Here is a 14820-nt window from a genome sequence, read left to right on the forward strand (position 1 = left end):
ATTTCGCCCAAATTACACCCCGTATTTTAATTTCAATGCTGCAATATCTGCAACATTTTGACTTTGACGATTGATTGCAGCATTTTGGAGTTGCGTCTTTTTGGTCGCCTCATTTGCTCCTTCGAGAAGTCCGGCGATCCCCCATGCAGACGCTAATGCCGATATATCAGCGTTATATTGTGCATTCAAAATCCTTAGTTCAGATTTGTATAAATCAATATTGGTAGGACCAGGTGTTGCATTCGGGTTTGAAAAACTTACTCCATCCCACGACCACCCAATTCTGCACTGAACATTTGTCACATCGACCTTAACATCATCCTTAAATAAGTCGGTATCTTCGGATCCATCCCACTCCCATTCAATGATATTTTCTACTACACCGTTTTGTATCAACGCCCATTGCATTATGCATACTCCCAAATAATAACGATTCCAGCCGTTCCTGCCCCGCCAGCTTGTGCTGCCGCGCTTGCATAGGAAATTCCACCACTGCCGCCAGCCCCTCTTCCTGAGGCCGCCAGGCCATCCGACTGCAGAGAAACAGCTCCAGCCCCTTTTCCGTAAGTTGAGCTAGCTCCACGCCCTGAAATACTTCCCGGACTGGCGGTTTTGGCAAGAATTGCGCATGCACCATCATCACCTGCGTACGAGAACAGGTTTGCACCTGTGATCGTGGCAGTGTTTGTTGTTGTGCTCTGTCCAATTGCTACTAACGGGAGGCTTGCTCCGGGCTTTCCACCTAACCCGCCGGATACAGAAAGAAGGCTTCCAAATGATGTTGTTCCACCATTTCCTCCGTCGTTAACACCAGACACCCCACCAGCAGTACCTGCTGCACCTGCATTACCAACGGTAACGGTTACACCTGAAAACCCAGAAGTATACCACCCTGCACCGAATGCCCCGGCCCCACCGCCCTGACCTCCAGAAGCCTGAGATACTGGGTTTGCCGCACATCCGCCGCCGCCGCCGCCGCCACCCAGCGCATGAACAAGAACGGCATTCGTTCCTGCCGTTGGCGTATATATTCCTGTGGAGAGAATTACTTTTGGCGCCCCGAGAAGCCGGCCAGTACCAACGCCCAGATAGGAAACCACATCCGCAGTAGTAGCCTTTCCGATAATGTCACGGCCAACAGCCGTAAGATCGGTGAGCGCTGCTGTGTCCACACCGTTGAAGTACGGCAACTTATTTGCTGCGCCAACAAGAGCGGCAATAGCCGTCAACGTCGGATCGAGTGGCTGGAAATTCGCTAACAGGTAAGACAGCGTTCCGGCGGTCATCATGTTTGCTGCGATATCATTCGCAGACCATGCGCGGGCTGTTGTGCCCTCCTGCTCGCGATCGATCGTCATGGTGTCACCAGTGCGCGCGGTGACATGCATGATTTCGGTGAGTTGCCCGGTTGCCGCATCAATCAGGGTTAGTTTGAAAAAACTTACTCCGGCTGATGGCGCAGGAAACAGTGACCCGGTTCCTGAGTTAACAGTCAACGAAGTTGCTGATGCGCTAATTCCTGCCGCCAGCACAGTCTGCGCATTGTTGGCAGCTAAAAGTGTGAGTGCCATTTATCCTCCGGGATTTGGGCAACAAAAAACCCGCTCAAGGCAGGTTCTTAGTGGTAAAATTAAATAAAATTTAATGAGGGGTTCAGAATGAATAATCTGTCAGTTGCTATTACAAAATTTCTTTTATCATCAGTTAGCGCAATAACAATTTTGCTTTCGGCTTTCCTTATTGCTTTAATCTTCAATATGTGGATTCAGGAAGGAATGCCACCATTTGAAAATATAAAGTTCAGCGCCGCTCTTTTCTTTACCATTATCATGTTGCTTGTTATATGCCAGTGTCTTAAGTATTACACTGACATGGCAATAGATCGCCGGGATAACTCTAGCCGATAATGGTTACAGTAACTAGCTGGTAAAATGGCATATGAAGCAGGCCGCTATCAAAGGCCTGCTTGAACAACGATGCATATTCGTAGTTCGTACTTTTTATCAGAAGGCTTTTCTTCTGGTTAAACGTCTGTGAATTGTAGGAAAAGTTATTGAACATAGAGGCATCAGTGAGTTTCCTGTACCCTTTGATGATCGATATGCTCACCCCAGAATCAGAAAACAGAACCGAAATACTCCACCTCTGATCGTTAACGACGTCTACGCCATCAACGCCTGTAAGAAACCTCATTATCCGGCGCTTTAACCATGGAATGGTGAAGTAATACCCGTCACCTTTATAGAAATTCCACGTCATGATTCGCTTAAACAGATCGTCTGAAACGACAACCTGCTCTGACTGATTAACCACCTTTCGCCCATTGAATGGCAACTGGTTGAACAGAACGGAGTTGTACGGGCCGAAAACGGATTGCTTTCCACTGACCAGTACCGGTGGCTTAACGCCATAAATCCCGCGGGCAATCCATTTTAACTGGTCACCAGCATTATACCCGCCGACAAATATCGGAAGGTTGCCGTTAATCATCCATGAATAAATTTCCTGGGCCATGGAGTTATACGCAGTGACGAACGCCTGGAGATCATCATCGTCGTTATACTGCGTATACAGGTAAGATTTTATGATATCTTCCAGCATGTTATATCCCGTCTACGGTTACCCCGTCAGAGGCTATGAACCAATAGCTGTAAGGGTCGCCACTGATAATGTTCGTTCCGGCATCCACTCCTGTGATTACACCATTCACCGTAACAATAACGTTCAGTGTCGAAATCAGGCTCGTATCGAGCGTACTGTTAATCGCCTGAAGAAAGACATCCTTGACGTTATTGATATTCATCGGCTTTCCAGCGAATATCCCGTTTACATAATTGATAACCGGTTGTGAAACCAGTGAGGCGATAGTCGCGTCAGTCAGATAGTTGACGCTTTCCGTCGCCCACTCAAACTTAATCGTCACCAACTGCTGCAGCGGGATAGCAAAGGGTATGACGTAGTTGTCAGGCCAGTCATTGATCGTGACAACGTTATTCCTCAGGTTCGGAGTGACAATTCCGCCGCCTGTCCATGCCCCGGAGGCAGTAGTATTGATGCCGATAGAGAAAGTGTTGGGGCTCAGTACGGTAATGGTAAGGTTGACGTTGTTGACGCCACTCATCCCTGTTACGCCGGTAATACGAATTACCTGGCCTGAGATGAAACCATGAGTGATGTCAGTCGTGACAACCCCAGGGTTCGCATTGGTGATCCCGGTGACATTCAGGTCTGCACCCTTGAGCCTGCTGATGTCGCCAGCTGATTTATAAATGGCTCCGGCCATTTCATAGATATCGCCGCCACCGCACATCACAATCCAGGAACTACCGCTCTGAACTACGGAAACAAGACGAGCCTGAACATCACTCAGGTCGGTTAACTTCTGGCGGATAAATCCGGGATATCCCTGCACGGTCGACATCTGAGCTTCCCAGACGCGCTCGCGAAACTCGTAATTGGTTTCAGGTGCGCCACCTGGCGTACCGGCAACAGGGTTGGTACAGGTCAGGGTAATGTCCGACGGCAGACTGGTAAGGATCTGGTTAACTGAGCCTACCGGAACAGCCCATGAACCTGTATTCGTTGCAATGGCTGTTACCATCGAGCTGACACCTGAAGACAGGACCACTGTCGCATCAGCGATCTGGTAGGTATACGTGCCATCACTGACCAGAAAACCCTGAGGTATTACGAATCCCGCCGGGCCAGAGAACGTAACCGGAGCGGTAGTCGCCCCCTCCGTTTTTTGCTCGCTTATTCCTGCCTGCTGCGCCAGGAGGTTCAGCATGTACATATTCGCTTTCAGCGGGCCAACAGAGTTTATGAGGTCTACGCGGATCTGATCAGCAATGAGCAGCGCGCCAACGTCGGTACCGACGATATCCTCAATCAGGGAGCCGGGAAGGTCTGTCGTGATGCCCGGTGATAACTCAGTGGCTCTTGAAACAAGATCGGTGCGAAGCTCTTCGGATGTTTTCGGCACGGGCCCGGCTGCGTTATAGCTTACCGACAAATCACTCATACGTTCACCGTTGTGATAATTTTAGAACCGGCGTTCGTTATCGCCGAAATGTTGTATACGGGCGGGTCATCACTCACCAGGGCGATCTGCAGCGATGAAAAATACGGGCTAAATTGCCGTTGAAGCCTGTCGACATAGTAGGTTGGCAAAACCTGCTGAATTACAGAGCTCTGAGATGGAATGCCGTTGTTTGCAAAAAATGGCGATTCCTGCGGCGCAAGCTTCAGATTCTGGATCAGCGTCGTCAGATAAATTGAATCGTTGAAGCCATTTTCATCTGGGACTACCAGCACCCACTTGCCATCAGCGTTTCTTCCGTAGGTTCTCATTGCGTGATATTCCCGTTGAAAGTGGTGGTCGGAGAGCCAGTGTTTGAACCGCCATTCCCGTTTGTATGCTGATGTGAATTCAACCACGTCACCAGTGCGGACCAGCCGGTGTGCATAATCTCCGGGCTGGTGCTGGCGGTTGAGTCCTGCAGCTTCCCACTCTGGCCTGTGATGCTCCACATACCTTGCGTAAGGGTAAGAACAGTGCTGCCGACGGTGACCTTAAACTGATCCACGGCAGCGATTGTTACGCTGTCAGGCGTTAACAGAAACGTAGTGTTGCTTCCCTGGTCCCGGATAGTCACACCCTCTGGCCCGTAGATGGTGACAACGTTCCCGTCGACAGCCTCCCACTCCGTGTTGCTGATCGGCAGGTATACCAGAGCGCTCAGGTTTGCCGGGGGGGTTAAGTCAGCGACGCCGCCGCCCTGCCCGCTGACACCGCCGAGATAGGTGTCGGCAGGAATAACAATGCCCTTATCACCTGGCTGCATCGGATAGCGGATGTACTGTGGGCCAAAAAGCGGAATAGTGACATTCGGGAAAACATATGGCGTGTCATGCAACTCGAAGGCCACGGTGACCATATTGCCATTCTGCTCAATAATGCTGGCTGGCAGGATTTTCCCGGACGCCTGGAACGCCTCACTAAACTTCTGCTCCGCGAACCGGTTCATGTTCCGGCCGAAATTAAGCTTCTGGTCAACACTCATTTTGTCTTAACCGCCTCCGCCGGGTATGCCTCAATCACGGTGATCCACGCTTCTGCTGTTGGCTGCCTGCTGTTACCCAGCAACCGCACCGATTGAACGACGAGCTCACCGTTAAAGGCGGAGTCGTCTCGAAACTGGGAGTAAGAAGAAGCCTGAATCATCGGCCTGGCCTTCTCCGGCATCAGGATGTGGTCCCCAGTCTGCAGATCTGCACGCATAACGCAGATAACACTGACAACGCCAAAACTGATCCATGTTGGCTGGCCGACCATGTCATTGAAATTTATCTGGACAGGATTTTTACTTCTTTCTGTAGCGCTGGTTTTCGAGTTCTGATCCGGGTGATTAGCGTAATCGTTATCCCACACACGGATTTCGTTGCCGTTGACCACGGCAATTTCTACACCCGTGTATCCGGGGTCTTTGATGCGGGATAGAGAAAACGCCCTCAGGTTTTTTGCCAGCTCAGTGAGGGAGCCGCAAAACATTGGGCGATCATAATTCAGCGTAAGCCTGTCGCTGATGCTTATGTTCGGCGTAAAACCGTCCATCGTCATGACACATTGTGTCAGCGCAACGGAAAGTTTCTGCCCCGTAGACCATGGCATGGTCACCTGAAGAGGAACCATCTGACCGCGGGCAGTGGTATTAACCGGTCCCGCGACAATGATGAAGTCCAGCCGCAGCTCTGTGCCCTGCCAGTTGCCGAACACCTGAAAAATGGTCCCTTCAATGGCAAGCTTTTTATCCCATACTCCCGCCAGCGGCAGACCTTTCGACATCCCGGCGAAGATCTGAATTCGCTTACCGTAGAGGTTCTGTCTGGCCTGCTGCATGTCTTTAGGGCCGATTCCCCATACAGTAAGATGGGTTTCCCCGGCTGGAGTTGATTCGCCAAAGCGCATGATGTCGAACTCCACCATCAGCGCGCCGGGGTTATAGACTCCGTTTTTCAGGCTGGAATATTGCTGGATTAAGCTGTCGCCATCAAAAATGTTGATTTCGTAATAGCGCATCAGCTCGTTACCTCAATCTGCCCGTTCTTTTCACGCCAGATCATGGTTGTCGATGTGAATACCCCATTCAGAAGGTTTATCCCTCCGGTAGACGTCGAGCCTACAACGGCAGTATTCAGTACCGGATTGCCGGCGCTGTTGGTGATCAACAGATACCAGCGCTGTGCGGCTATGTTCCATTTCATCTGGCAGGTATAGACCGTCCCGTCGAGTACCGGCGAGAACGTCATGCTTTTCCTCTCGAGCCCGGTAAACGGGTAATTGACAGTGCTCATATGCCAAATACCCCCTGCAGCTTGCCGATCACGCCTGTTATCGCTTCAGTCACCGACCCGCCGAGTGATGTATTACCCAGAGCGCTAACGGTGTTTGTCCATGCGCTACTGTTGTTCTGGTCGCCACCATCAATTTTGCTGAGGAAGCTGTTAACGGCCTGGTCAGCTGCGGTTTCGGTAATCAGTGGCTGCTCGAAATCCCAGAGCCAGGACTGTTGAGGGAGTGGATCATTCCCTGTCGAGTTATCCTTAACCGTTTTCAGGATACAGTTGTTGTATATCAGCGAAGGGGTGGCAACGATGTAAGTACCACCCAGGTTGGCATGCGCCTGAAGCACAGCCTGGAGCGCGCTCAACGTAACAAGTTTGGTCATGGCGCCGGTATTCTCGTTCACTGGCGCATCCATCTTCAGGCTAACCCTCAACGGCTGCGCAAGAAGCGCGTTGGCCGCGACAGTCTGGTTAGCAAACGGGTAACGTGCGATGTCATAGTCGACCATCGTTGCGCCCTGAACAGGGCGCCAGTGACAGAAATATTTATCCAGGTCGGTGAGGTTGATTGCCCCGCCGATCAGGCCTGTTACAAAGCTGGCGCTCTGGGTGAGCGCGACTATTGGCAGCATGCCGCCGGGGATAGCCTCCGCAACTCCATTGCATAGGATGACCGGTGAGATTTCGAAGCCAAGCCGGTATAGCTCGCGAGTAAATGCCATTATCCAGTCACTCCCAGCTGTGATGATGAAACGATGGCATTTCCGCCTGTGTTGTTGAAAATCTTGATGACCGCCCCCTCGCTGACCCGGTTTCCGGCGCCCTCTTTCATGGACATAGCGGAGATGAGTTTTGCAAGAATCGCAGGATCATTGAGGTTCAGCTTATCGTTAGCGCCAAGCCCGGTTGTTCTAACGACGTGGCGAATGTACTCCGCCGTATCGTTCTCTCTCGACGGTGCCCATTTTTTCGCTATTTCGCTGACCGTGTTGATGCCGCGGGTGCCATAAATTTGAAGTTGTTTCGCCGACGCCAGCACGCCCTCATCGAGCGTAGGGAATACAGCAAATTTCCCGCTCTGCGTGTTGTGCGTGCCGTACCCCTCAGCCCATCGAAGGTTGGTCGGGTTATTGAACCGGTCGGCGATCGTTCTGCCTTTGGCTGATACATCCGCAGGGGTTGGGTCGACAGGCTTAACGTCTCCACTGGAGAAAAATCGCTTAACTCCCTTCAGCCATCCCCATACCCGCGGGTCATCTTCAGATCCTGGCGTGTAAGTCTGCCCGGTCTTCGGGTCTGTGACTTTCTTGTCGCTCAGTATTGAGGATCCAGAAGTCACATCCGACACTGAGATGTCGGTTTTCCCCACAACCCAGTCGTAAACTTTCCCGATGAGTGCCCCAAGCTTTTCGATGCCAGCCATGAAGCTGTCAACGTCCTTGGTGAACTCTGGCGACGCCAGGTAATTCCCGAAGCGCTCTATTCCGCCAGCCAGTCCATCTATCCATTTACCGAGTTCCGGTGATTTCAGAACCGTGTCGACAGCGCCTGACAGCGCATCAGATAGTTTGCTCAACTGCGGAGTGAGCGGGCCAAGACCACGAACGAACGTATTGCGAATGCTTTGACTGCTGTAGTCCAGTTGGACATTGAAGTCCTGCCACTGGCGCGCCTGCTGGTCTGTAATCTGAAGCAACTTTGCATCTTTCTGTGCCCGGCGCTCCATGGTATTGATTTCTTCATCGCTCATATTTTTGAAGCGATTCAGATCATCAAGACTGAAAAAATTTGTCAGACCATGGGCATTCGCCCCCTGAAGCGTACTTCCGTTATTTACGAAGATGTCTCTCGCGTTGCGTATCATCTGCGGGAGGAGTTTGGCGGGGTCCTGGTCTGGGTTGTTGATTCCCATAGCCTGAAATTGCCAGCGCTTTGACAGGTCCATCTGGCTATCACGGATCGCACCCATCGTGCCGGTTGGGTTACTGAGCGCTTTCTGATAATTGATGGCCGTGGAATCAAGCCCACCTATGCTGGTTCCGATTCCAAGAGAGGTAAAGCGCTGAGAACCGGTTGTGGCTGCCAGTCGGTTTATACCGAACAGGCCTCCAACCCCAAGTACGCCGGTAAACAGACCAACAATTCCACCCCATGACAGGAGGCTCGCTGTTGCATCTTTGATATGGCCAGCCAGAGATTTGGCGTCCTTCGTAGCGTCACTTAGGAAACCTTTCGAAGATCTGGCTTTCTTGTTGAAGTCCTCCTGGCTTTTATTTGCCTTGTCCAGGCTGTCACTGAGCCTGTCGAGCCCGCTGTTTATCGTCAGAATAGCACTTGCACCTTCAGCAAAGGACTTGGCCAGGAGGTCTCCCTCTTCTTTCGCTTTGGCTGTCTCTTTGGCGGCATCCGTGGCGCCATGCGCCAGCCCGCGCCATGCTTCAGGGAGTTCCTCAAGTGCGGCCTGATATTCTTTGAACTTCTCCATAAACGAGACAAACTTGTCGTCATTTACGTCAATATCGACAATAGACTTAGCCACCATTGAAGGAACCCCTGTCTTTTAGCGCGGAAATGATGTAACGCTGGCGGTACTGCGCCGGGCTGGCGAACTCTTCGCCGGTGATTTCCCTGATTACCCGCCAGAATCCCTCATTCGACGCCCAGTCTAGGAGGGTATATATGACGTTTCCGGCTGGGCATTCTGGGTCTGGGTATCGGTAGGCGGATTCGACGTCAGCAACGAATCGCGGAACGCCGTAACGCTCAATGATTCGAGTTGCCCACCGAACATGCCGATCACTGAACCCACTGTCGGGGCGATCAGGTGGGCTTTCTGAATGGCAGAGGAAACCATAAAAAAAACCACCTCACCTTCAACTTCTCGGTATTCGTCAGGAGAGATAATCCCCTGTTTCATCGCGGCGTCGAATGAAGTTGTTTTCCAGGTGCCACCGTCATTCCAGACCACAGATGTAAGGCGCTGGATCTCGTCAACGATGGTCGGAGCCTGCTTAGCCTGCTGGTTATCTTCGCCCCTCAGTTCCTGCTCGCGCTGGAGCTTTTTACGTAGCATCATTGCGGCGACACGCGCCGCGCCCAGGCCGCCCACCTGTGAGATGAAGTTAGTGAACAGGTTGCCCAGCAGCAGGCAGTGCTCTTCCACCACCTCATACGGGAACGGGGTCACATGCAGGTACACGATTGACCCGTCGTCCCGGGTGATGTTTGTTACCAGGTTGAGCTTTTTGTCAATTTTCACAATCAGACCCACATGTTGTCGTTAGCCAGGATATAACCGCTGATGGTCACTACGTACCCGGCATCCATACCGGTAAACGGAAGCTCGTTGAAGTTGACCAGATACGCGTTAAGCACGGTGAAATTACTCAGCGTGTTTGCGTCAGGAGTGACTACCACCTCGCTCAGCGACGTATCTGTGGCGAAGCGGTTTTTGTAGCTGTCGCTCAGACCCTGGGTGCGCAGCATATGGACGGTGACGGTCACCTGCTGATATGGCGCCTGGCTTCCCACGGTTCCGGTCATCGTCGGAATGATGTCCGTCGCTGCACCATCAGGACGCATGCTGATGCCATCCTTGCCAAGATAAGATGCCGTGATGTTCAGCTCAGGCACATCAGTTACCGATACCGCGCCGCGTACACGATTGAGGAATCCCTGCGGTACTAATGGGTTTGCCATTTTTTACGCCCCTACAAAGTTGGTTACGTTCACGTTAAACGTGATGGATTCGAAGCCGCGGCGTGGCGTCATTACGGCGCTCAGGCCGTTATATTTGCCATCGGCGTAATCAGACGGATTCAGACTGGTGTAATTCGCGAACGGCACGGCGTTGATCACCGCGTTCCCGGCATAGGTGCCTTTCTCGTATTCAGTGTTGAAGTCCTGCTGAGTCAGTCCGGTACCAATCACTCGACCGAGGATCAGGCCGTAACTGATGCCATTGCGCAGCGTCTTCAGCGCGCGGCGCTGCAGGCGGTCGATGCCGTTCTGCTCGTAGTACAGCGGGTTAACAGTGGTGTTTGACCCGTTGATGATTTCGTTTGCCAGATCGAGCTCGAGATTGATTGCAGTCCACGCCACGGAATACCAGTAGTTGAACGGATTGCCGTCCAGCATGTGACCTGCCACAAGCATTTTGTTGCTCAGCCCACCTTCCGCGGCGGTGCCGACGTAGTTGATGCTGTTGTCCTGGAGCTGCTTCAGCAGCGTGCCATTGCCTTCTACCGGGTACTCGGTTACGCCGTAACCAAAGCGGTATGCCATTGGCGGCACCATGTTTGACGAGCCAGGATCGTTTGCCAGAGATGACTGGAACGGGAACGCCATTGAAAACTCACCGGCAGGGATGTTTGTTGACTCCACGCCTGCAAGAACAGATTTGTTTTTGGTGGCGACCCAATCCGGATAAGTGGCGGTCGTAGTGGTGACGAAGAAATAAACCAGTGACGCCGGGCTGGTATACAGGCCTGTCAGGGTCTTGAACGTCGTTTCACCGTCCCATTCACGCGGAACCAGGTACGAGAAGAATTTCTGATAGGTGTTTCCCAGCGAAATGTCTTCGTCAATGAAGTCGGACAGCGCAGCGACAGCAGCAGCAACGGACACATCACCCAACTCCAGTACATAGACCGCACGGGTAGTGCCCTGAGCCCAGAACGTGGTGTTCATTTCAATGATTTCGTTTGCTGCGACGGTTTTAACTGAACCCATGACCGTTGCTGTACCAGGGTCAGTCGCCAGAGGGTAAGTGAAGGCGGTAGAAGTGGTCACAGTGGCGGTTACGGCTCGGTTATACGCTGCCGGTGTAACGCCAGAAACCACCAGCGGGATAGTGTCGCCAACAGTCCATCCATGCGCTGCCGAGAGGGTCACCGTGACCACGCCGGTTTCCCAGGTGATCGTTGAAATGGTCTTTGCTGGTGAGGTGATAGCCTTCAGATCGTCTTTAGCCGTCAGAAGCTGGTACTCGCCTGCCGACAGGGTAGTTCCGCCCATGGAGATCATCGCGCCGGATTTGAGCAGTTGAGAGGGCTTCGGTGGATTGGTCACCGATACGTTAATGTTAACAATTGCCATTTATTTATTTCTCCGGGTAAATGGACGGAATCGCTGACGTGATCAGCCTGCGCGCTACATTCCGCATGCGCTGCTGGTAATAGTTGACTTTGAACTTGATGGTTTTTCTCATGGCGATGATGTTCAGCTCGTTCTGCGTGACGCGCTCGTCCTGAACAACCGGGATATTCATCACACCCATTTCAGCATCATCGCCGAGCGTGTACTGCTGCACATACCTCAGGAAATCTTCCACCCTGGCATTGCGCAGACCAGTGATGGAAATCGTCACATCCTCAGAAACCAGCTGATACTGGTTCTGCTGCTCATCGAGGTAAAAGCTCCCGGCGATCGGCGCGGTGTTGCTGCATTTCACCGTTGCATACGGCGGAGAAAGGTTTTGCGTAGACAGCATGGCCGGGAACATCGGCATGTACTGGCTCAGCGTCAGCCATACTGGCAGTGAACTCGAAACCACAACGTCCGACAGGTCGATATCGTCGGCAGTGTTGATGATCTGCGAGCGCATATAGGGGAATATTGCCTCCCCGGTGTAGTGGTAAAGATTGGCCGGTTCGTTCAGCCCGGTACGCCGCGAGAAGGAAAACTGGAGGCCAAAGAACTCGCCGATATACAGCACATCAGATCCGATATCGTTGAACGGGTCGATATCCGCCTGCGCAGTAAACGTCACGACGTTCCTGTCATAAAGCTGCTCATCGTCCTGGATGGTTTCGGTCGTCAGGTGCAGATAGCCTTTGACGTCGACCGTATCGGGCTCGCTGCTGGGGTCGTCAGACAGAACAGACGCTTTCACCCAGAACACGAAACCATCGAGGGGAAGAACCTTGCGGATATACTTCGTAAACGTTACCACCTGAAAGCGGCTAAGGTCGTCAAGACCCTGCGTCAGCGTGGCATTAAGCTCGGTTTTTGCAGTCTGCTGCAACTCACTCAGGGAAGGCATTTAGCACCCCGCTCACCCAGGCTCGCATCGCAGCCTGATAGGTTCCGGTATCAATGAATGACGGACGCGGCGGCCCTTTTTTATTTTTGAATCGTCTGGATATACCCTCCAGCGCGCGGCGCGTAGGCACGCCAGGCAATCCGTTCATTTCGGTGTTGTCGAGGAAGGCGACAAACAGGTCATGGATCCGTGACATCGATTCTGCCAGAGGGTCTTTAGCTGGCGGCGCGCCGGCCATCATGTTTTCAAGAGATGCGGCCATGTCATTCGCCATCAGGTCAGCGATGACGTTGCTGTACCTGTCAAAAAACGTCTGCATGATCTGGTACTTTTCCTCCAGATACTCGGCGACGTCTCCGGTTGTGGTGTTCTCGTCCTCATACGGAACATTAATCACCCCCAGATGAAAGGTGATCATGACAGCCCCCACAGGCTGCCGAACTGCTGGGCAATCATCAGGTACCGACGGCCCCATGGGTCCTGCAGCATCTGCAGGTCAGCCAGTGACAGGTCTTTGAAGAAATCCGGCACTAGGCGCTGGGCGCTTGTTGAGTTATCCCCTGCCCCGGTAATTACCCCAGCCTTGAAATCATTCAGGCCGTACTCTTTCCTGAACTCAGCGAATACCGGTTCAGTTCCGTAATTTACCAGGAACGATGCTCCCAGGTTGTACACTGCAACCGTATACAGGTTCGGCGTTACGCACGCGATATCAGGGTTTACCCATTCAACCGCACCGCCGTACGCCAGGGTGAAAGACGGCGAGTCATCGGGAACCTGGTCGGGGGTAATTCCCATATCAGATCGAACGAATTCGATGAATCCCGACAGGCTCGTTGTCATTTTTTCTTGCTCCCGGATTTTTCAGTCACGATTGTTTCGTTAACAGTTGGGGTGTCTTCGTTTTCTTCGCGACCTTTCGCCTGCTCCGCGCTGACTTCCATCTCGCCGGAGTAACCGGTACCACTATCGCGCAGAGAGCTATCCAGGGCAGCTACAGATGCCTGTCGACGGTTATGCGCGCCGATCGCGAGGTGAGCGTCGTTATCGCGAATGGTCTTTTCGATTACCGACGCGGACACGGGCTTATTGATGCTGTAGCACAACCCGACAAACACCTGGCTCTGGTCGATTTTGGTCGAGTCAACCAGTCCGTAAACCTGGTGATGCTGAACAACTGCATCAACTTCTTCAGTTGAGCCATCCAGTACCATCATCTGATCTCCGTGGTTAATCGGGATCTGAATAAGGCGCCCAGTCTCAAGCTTGCGGTAGGCAAAAATTTGACGTTGTTTGGTAGTGTTAGCGATAAATAGCTTCATTTTTTACCCTCGTAAAAAAGCCCCTGCAGAGTTTCCCCGGCAGAGGCTTGGCCACTTCAAGAATGGATCAGGCGCTGTACGCCATGGACAAGATGGTGATGGCCTCCGGACGAACCGCCCAGCCTGCGGTGGAACGCATTTCGGACAGAACATCGATAGCGCCGCCAGCGATCGGCGTCGGGATTTCGCGCGGGGCGGCCATATCGGTAAACATCAGCGCGTTCGCGGCAAGAGACGGAGTCAACTTGGCGAATTCGTTGGTGTTCACAGTCGAGTTGACCATTGGCACCTCGACCTCAGGGATGGTGATCACCACCGCGTCGGTACCGCCAGCGCCAGCGCCGATCAGAGTATCGTCATACACCCAGTCAACCTGGACGTTTGCGCCTTTCAGCACTTCTTTCACCGTGCCGCCGACGGTGTCAGTACCACCACCAGGACGCTGGTAAGAAGTCAGCTGAACGATCTGCTGAATCTCCATGGCGCCGAGGACTCGCTGTGGCCCCAGGATAACGACGCGCTGCTGGCGGCCCAGCTGCATGGTGCGGGTCAGAGCGGCCTGTACGTGGCCCAGCAGATATACCGCCATCTGGCCGTGGTCATAGGTCAGCACAGTGGTGTTGCTGTTGCTGTCCGGAGGCAGGGACTCGGTCGTCGCGCCAGCAGTGTTCAGCAGGCCTTCGCCGCCAGCAGGGTTCATGCCGTACAGTAGAGCGGAACGCAGCTGCTGGAAAATGCCCTGACGCATGCCCAGGCGCTGAGCTTCCGGCAGTGCAAAGTTCCAGTTACCGGCAGCGGCCATATCATGGTGATCGTAGATGCCACGGCAGCGGAACAGGTAGGTTGGGGTTGAAATCATCTTCGCATCCAGCGCCACGCTCGGCAGCTGGTTACCGTTACCGGACTGGCTGGAAGTGGTCTGGGTGCGAATGTCCAGGCGGCGCATGTAGACGTACTGGTCGCCTACGCCGAGACGGACTTGCGGGTTACCGCTGGCGATGGTTTCAAACGCACCTGATGCCTGCTGGTAACCAATGATCATTTCCGGCGCGATATACGACGGATTGACGATGGTGTAGCTGGGGGTAATTGCAGCCATTTAATTCAGCT

19 protein-coding genes are annotated in these 14820 nt (G+C 52.9%); 1 reads left to right on the forward strand and 18 read right to left on the reverse strand.

Annotated features, from left to right (window positions below):
* Positions 1-12: 12 nt before the first annotated feature.
* Positions 13-408, reverse strand: coding sequence for a hypothetical protein (locus tag MUU47_RS11030; protein WP_258988246.1), 396 nt, complete (start codon positions 406-408; stop codon positions 13-15).
* Entirely contained in the window at positions 408-1571 is a 1164-nt protein-coding gene (locus MUU47_RS11035) for a glycine-rich domain-containing protein (protein ID WP_258988247.1), read from the reverse strand. Before MUU47_RS11035 ends, MUU47_RS11030 begins: the two co-directional genes overlap by 1 nt.
* Positions 1572-1658: 87 nt before the next feature.
* Between MUU47_RS11035 and MUU47_RS11040 the strand changes: the two genes are divergently transcribed.
* Positions 1659-1907, forward strand: a complete 249-nt coding sequence (locus tag MUU47_RS11040) for a hypothetical protein (RefSeq protein ID WP_258988249.1) — start codon at positions 1659-1661, stop codon at positions 1905-1907.
* On the opposite strand, the gene MUU47_RS11045 is transcribed toward MUU47_RS11040, so the two are convergent.
* The 16 genes from MUU47_RS11045 to MUU47_RS11120 form a co-directional block, all read right to left on the reverse strand.
* Positions 1897-2601 carry a hypothetical protein gene (locus tag MUU47_RS11045; protein ID WP_258988250.1) on the reverse strand — a complete coding sequence of 235 codons (705 nt, stop codon included), beginning with the start codon at positions 2599-2601 and terminating at the stop codon, positions 1897-1899. The genes MUU47_RS11040 and MUU47_RS11045 overlap by 11 nt on opposite strands.
* Position 2602: 1 nt before the next feature.
* Positions 2603-4021, reverse strand: a complete 1419-nt coding sequence (locus tag MUU47_RS11050; RefSeq protein WP_258988251.1) for a ubiquitin-activating E1 FCCH domain-containing protein — start codon at positions 4019-4021, stop codon at positions 2603-2605.
* Positions 4018-4350, reverse strand: coding sequence for a hypothetical protein (locus MUU47_RS11055; protein WP_258988252.1), 333 nt, complete (start codon positions 4348-4350; stop codon positions 4018-4020). The genes MUU47_RS11050 and MUU47_RS11055 overlap by 4 nt, the downstream gene beginning before the upstream one ends.
* Positions 4347-5063 (reverse strand): hypothetical protein, encoded by a 717-nt coding sequence (locus MUU47_RS11060; RefSeq protein WP_258988253.1) that lies wholly within the window; start codon positions 5061-5063, stop codon positions 4347-4349. Before MUU47_RS11060 ends, MUU47_RS11055 begins: the two co-directional genes overlap by 4 nt.
* Complete coding sequence (locus tag MUU47_RS11065; protein ID WP_258988254.1) at positions 5060-6079, reverse strand: hypothetical protein; 1020 nt, start codon at positions 6077-6079, stop codon at positions 5060-5062. Before MUU47_RS11065 ends, MUU47_RS11060 begins: the two co-directional genes overlap by 4 nt.
* Positions 6079-6354, reverse strand: a complete 276-nt coding sequence (locus tag MUU47_RS11070) for a phage baseplate plug family protein (protein ID WP_135346470.1) — start codon at positions 6352-6354, stop codon at positions 6079-6081. Before MUU47_RS11070 ends, MUU47_RS11065 begins: the two co-directional genes overlap by 1 nt.
* On the reverse strand, positions 6351-7067 hold the full coding sequence (locus tag MUU47_RS11075; protein ID WP_258988255.1) for a hypothetical protein: 717 nt from the start codon (positions 7065-7067) through the stop codon (positions 6351-6353). The genes MUU47_RS11070 and MUU47_RS11075 overlap by 4 nt, the downstream gene beginning before the upstream one ends.
* Positions 7067-8887, reverse strand: coding sequence for a hypothetical protein (locus MUU47_RS11080; RefSeq protein ID WP_258988256.1), 1821 nt, complete (start codon positions 8885-8887; stop codon positions 7067-7069). Before MUU47_RS11080 ends, MUU47_RS11075 begins: the two co-directional genes overlap by 1 nt.
* A gap of 123 nt (positions 8888-9010) precedes the next feature.
* Complete coding sequence (locus MUU47_RS11085; RefSeq protein WP_258988257.1) at positions 9011-9604, reverse strand: hypothetical protein; 594 nt, start codon at positions 9602-9604, stop codon at positions 9011-9013.
* Positions 9605-9606: 2 nt separating this feature from the next.
* Entirely contained in the window at positions 9607-10044 is a 438-nt protein-coding gene (locus MUU47_RS11090) for a hypothetical protein (protein WP_258988258.1), read from the reverse strand.
* A gap of 3 nt (positions 10045-10047) precedes the next feature.
* Positions 10048-11442 carry a hypothetical protein gene (locus MUU47_RS11095; protein WP_258988260.1) on the reverse strand — a complete coding sequence of 465 codons (1395 nt, stop codon included), beginning with the start codon at positions 11440-11442 and terminating at the stop codon, positions 10048-10050.
* Positions 11443-11446: 4 nt separating this feature from the next.
* Positions 11447-12388: a hypothetical protein gene (locus MUU47_RS11100; protein WP_258988261.1), complete on the reverse strand. Its 942-nt coding sequence runs from the start codon at positions 12386-12388 to the stop codon at positions 11447-11449.
* Positions 12372-12806: a hypothetical protein gene (locus MUU47_RS11105; protein ID WP_258988262.1), complete on the reverse strand. Its 435-nt coding sequence runs from the start codon at positions 12804-12806 to the stop codon at positions 12372-12374. Before MUU47_RS11105 ends, MUU47_RS11100 begins: the two co-directional genes overlap by 17 nt.
* Positions 12803-13231: a hypothetical protein gene (locus MUU47_RS11110; RefSeq protein ID WP_258988263.1), complete on the reverse strand. Its 429-nt coding sequence runs from the start codon at positions 13229-13231 to the stop codon at positions 12803-12805. Before MUU47_RS11110 ends, MUU47_RS11105 begins: the two co-directional genes overlap by 4 nt.
* A complete protein-coding gene (locus tag MUU47_RS11115; protein ID WP_258988264.1) occupies positions 13228-13710 on the reverse strand; it encodes a hypothetical protein in 483 nt (160 codons plus the stop codon). Before MUU47_RS11115 ends, MUU47_RS11110 begins: the two co-directional genes overlap by 4 nt.
* A gap of 67 nt (positions 13711-13777) precedes the next feature.
* On the reverse strand, positions 13778-14809 hold the full coding sequence (locus MUU47_RS11120; RefSeq protein ID WP_000719054.1) for a hypothetical protein: 1032 nt from the start codon (positions 14807-14809) through the stop codon (positions 13778-13780).
* Positions 14810-14820: the final 11 nt, after the last annotated feature.

The sequence above is a fragment of the Scandinavium hiltneri genome (assembly GCF_024764835.1).
Classification (GTDB): Bacteria; Pseudomonadota; Gammaproteobacteria; order Enterobacterales; family Enterobacteriaceae; genus Scandinavium; species Scandinavium hiltneri.

Bases quoted from the DNA above. Each gene is read 5' to 3' on its own strand.
- MUU47_RS11070 (WP_135346470.1), bottom strand. From the start codon at position 6,354: ATGAGCACTGTCAATTACCCGTTTACCGGGCTCGAGAGGAAAAGCATG.
- MUU47_RS11090 (WP_258988258.1), bottom strand. From the start codon at position 10,044: ATGGCAAACCCATTAGTACCGCAGGGATTCCTCAATCGTGTACGCGGC.
- MUU47_RS11105 (WP_258988262.1), bottom strand. From the start codon at position 12,806: ATGATCACCTTTCATCTGGGGGTGATTAATGTTCCGTATGAGGACGAG.
- MUU47_RS11060 (WP_258988253.1), bottom strand. From the start codon at position 5,063: ATGAGTGTTGACCAGAAGCTTAATTTCGGCCGGAACATGAACCGGTTC.
- MUU47_RS11115 (WP_258988264.1), bottom strand. From the start codon at position 13,710: ATGAAGCTATTTATCGCTAACACTACCAAACAACGTCAAATTTTTGCC.
- MUU47_RS11065 (WP_258988254.1), bottom strand. From the start codon at position 6,079: ATGCGCTATTACGAAATCAACATTTTTGATGGCGACAGCTTAATCCAG.
- MUU47_RS11110 (WP_258988263.1), bottom strand. From the start codon at position 13,231: ATGACAACGAGCCTGTCGGGATTCATCGAATTCGTTCGATCTGATATG.
- MUU47_RS11100 (WP_258988261.1), bottom strand. From the start codon at position 12,388: ATGCCTTCCCTGAGTGAGTTGCAGCAGACTGCAAAAACCGAGCTTAAT.
- MUU47_RS11030 (WP_258988246.1), bottom strand. From the start codon at position 408: ATGCAATGGGCGTTGATACAAAACGGTGTAGTAGAAAATATCATTGAA.
- MUU47_RS11050 (WP_258988251.1), bottom strand. From the start codon at position 4,021: ATGAGTGATTTGTCGGTAAGCTATAACGCAGCCGGGCCCGTGCCGAAA.
- MUU47_RS11080 (WP_258988256.1), bottom strand. From the start codon at position 8,887: ATGGTGGCTAAGTCTATTGTCGATATTGACGTAAATGACGACAAGTTT.
- MUU47_RS11075 (WP_258988255.1), bottom strand. From the start codon at position 7,067: ATGGCATTTACTCGCGAGCTATACCGGCTTGGCTTCGAAATCTCACCG.
- MUU47_RS11045 (WP_258988250.1), bottom strand. From the start codon at position 2,601: ATGCTGGAAGATATCATAAAATCTTACCTGTATACGCAGTATAACGAC.
- MUU47_RS11035 (WP_258988247.1), bottom strand. From the start codon at position 1,571: ATGGCACTCACACTTTTAGCTGCCAACAATGCGCAGACTGTGCTGGCG.
- MUU47_RS11095 (WP_258988260.1), bottom strand. From the start codon at position 11,442: ATGGCAATTGTTAACATTAACGTATCGGTGACCAATCCACCGAAGCCC.
- MUU47_RS11120 (WP_000719054.1), bottom strand. From the start codon at position 14,809: ATGGCTGCAATTACCCCCAGCTACACCATCGTCAATCCGTCGTATATC.
- MUU47_RS11040 (WP_258988249.1), top strand. From the start codon at position 1,659: ATGAATAATCTGTCAGTTGCTATTACAAAATTTCTTTTATCATCAGTT.
- MUU47_RS11055 (WP_258988252.1), bottom strand. From the start codon at position 4,350: ATGAGAACCTACGGAAGAAACGCTGATGGCAAGTGGGTGCTGGTAGTC.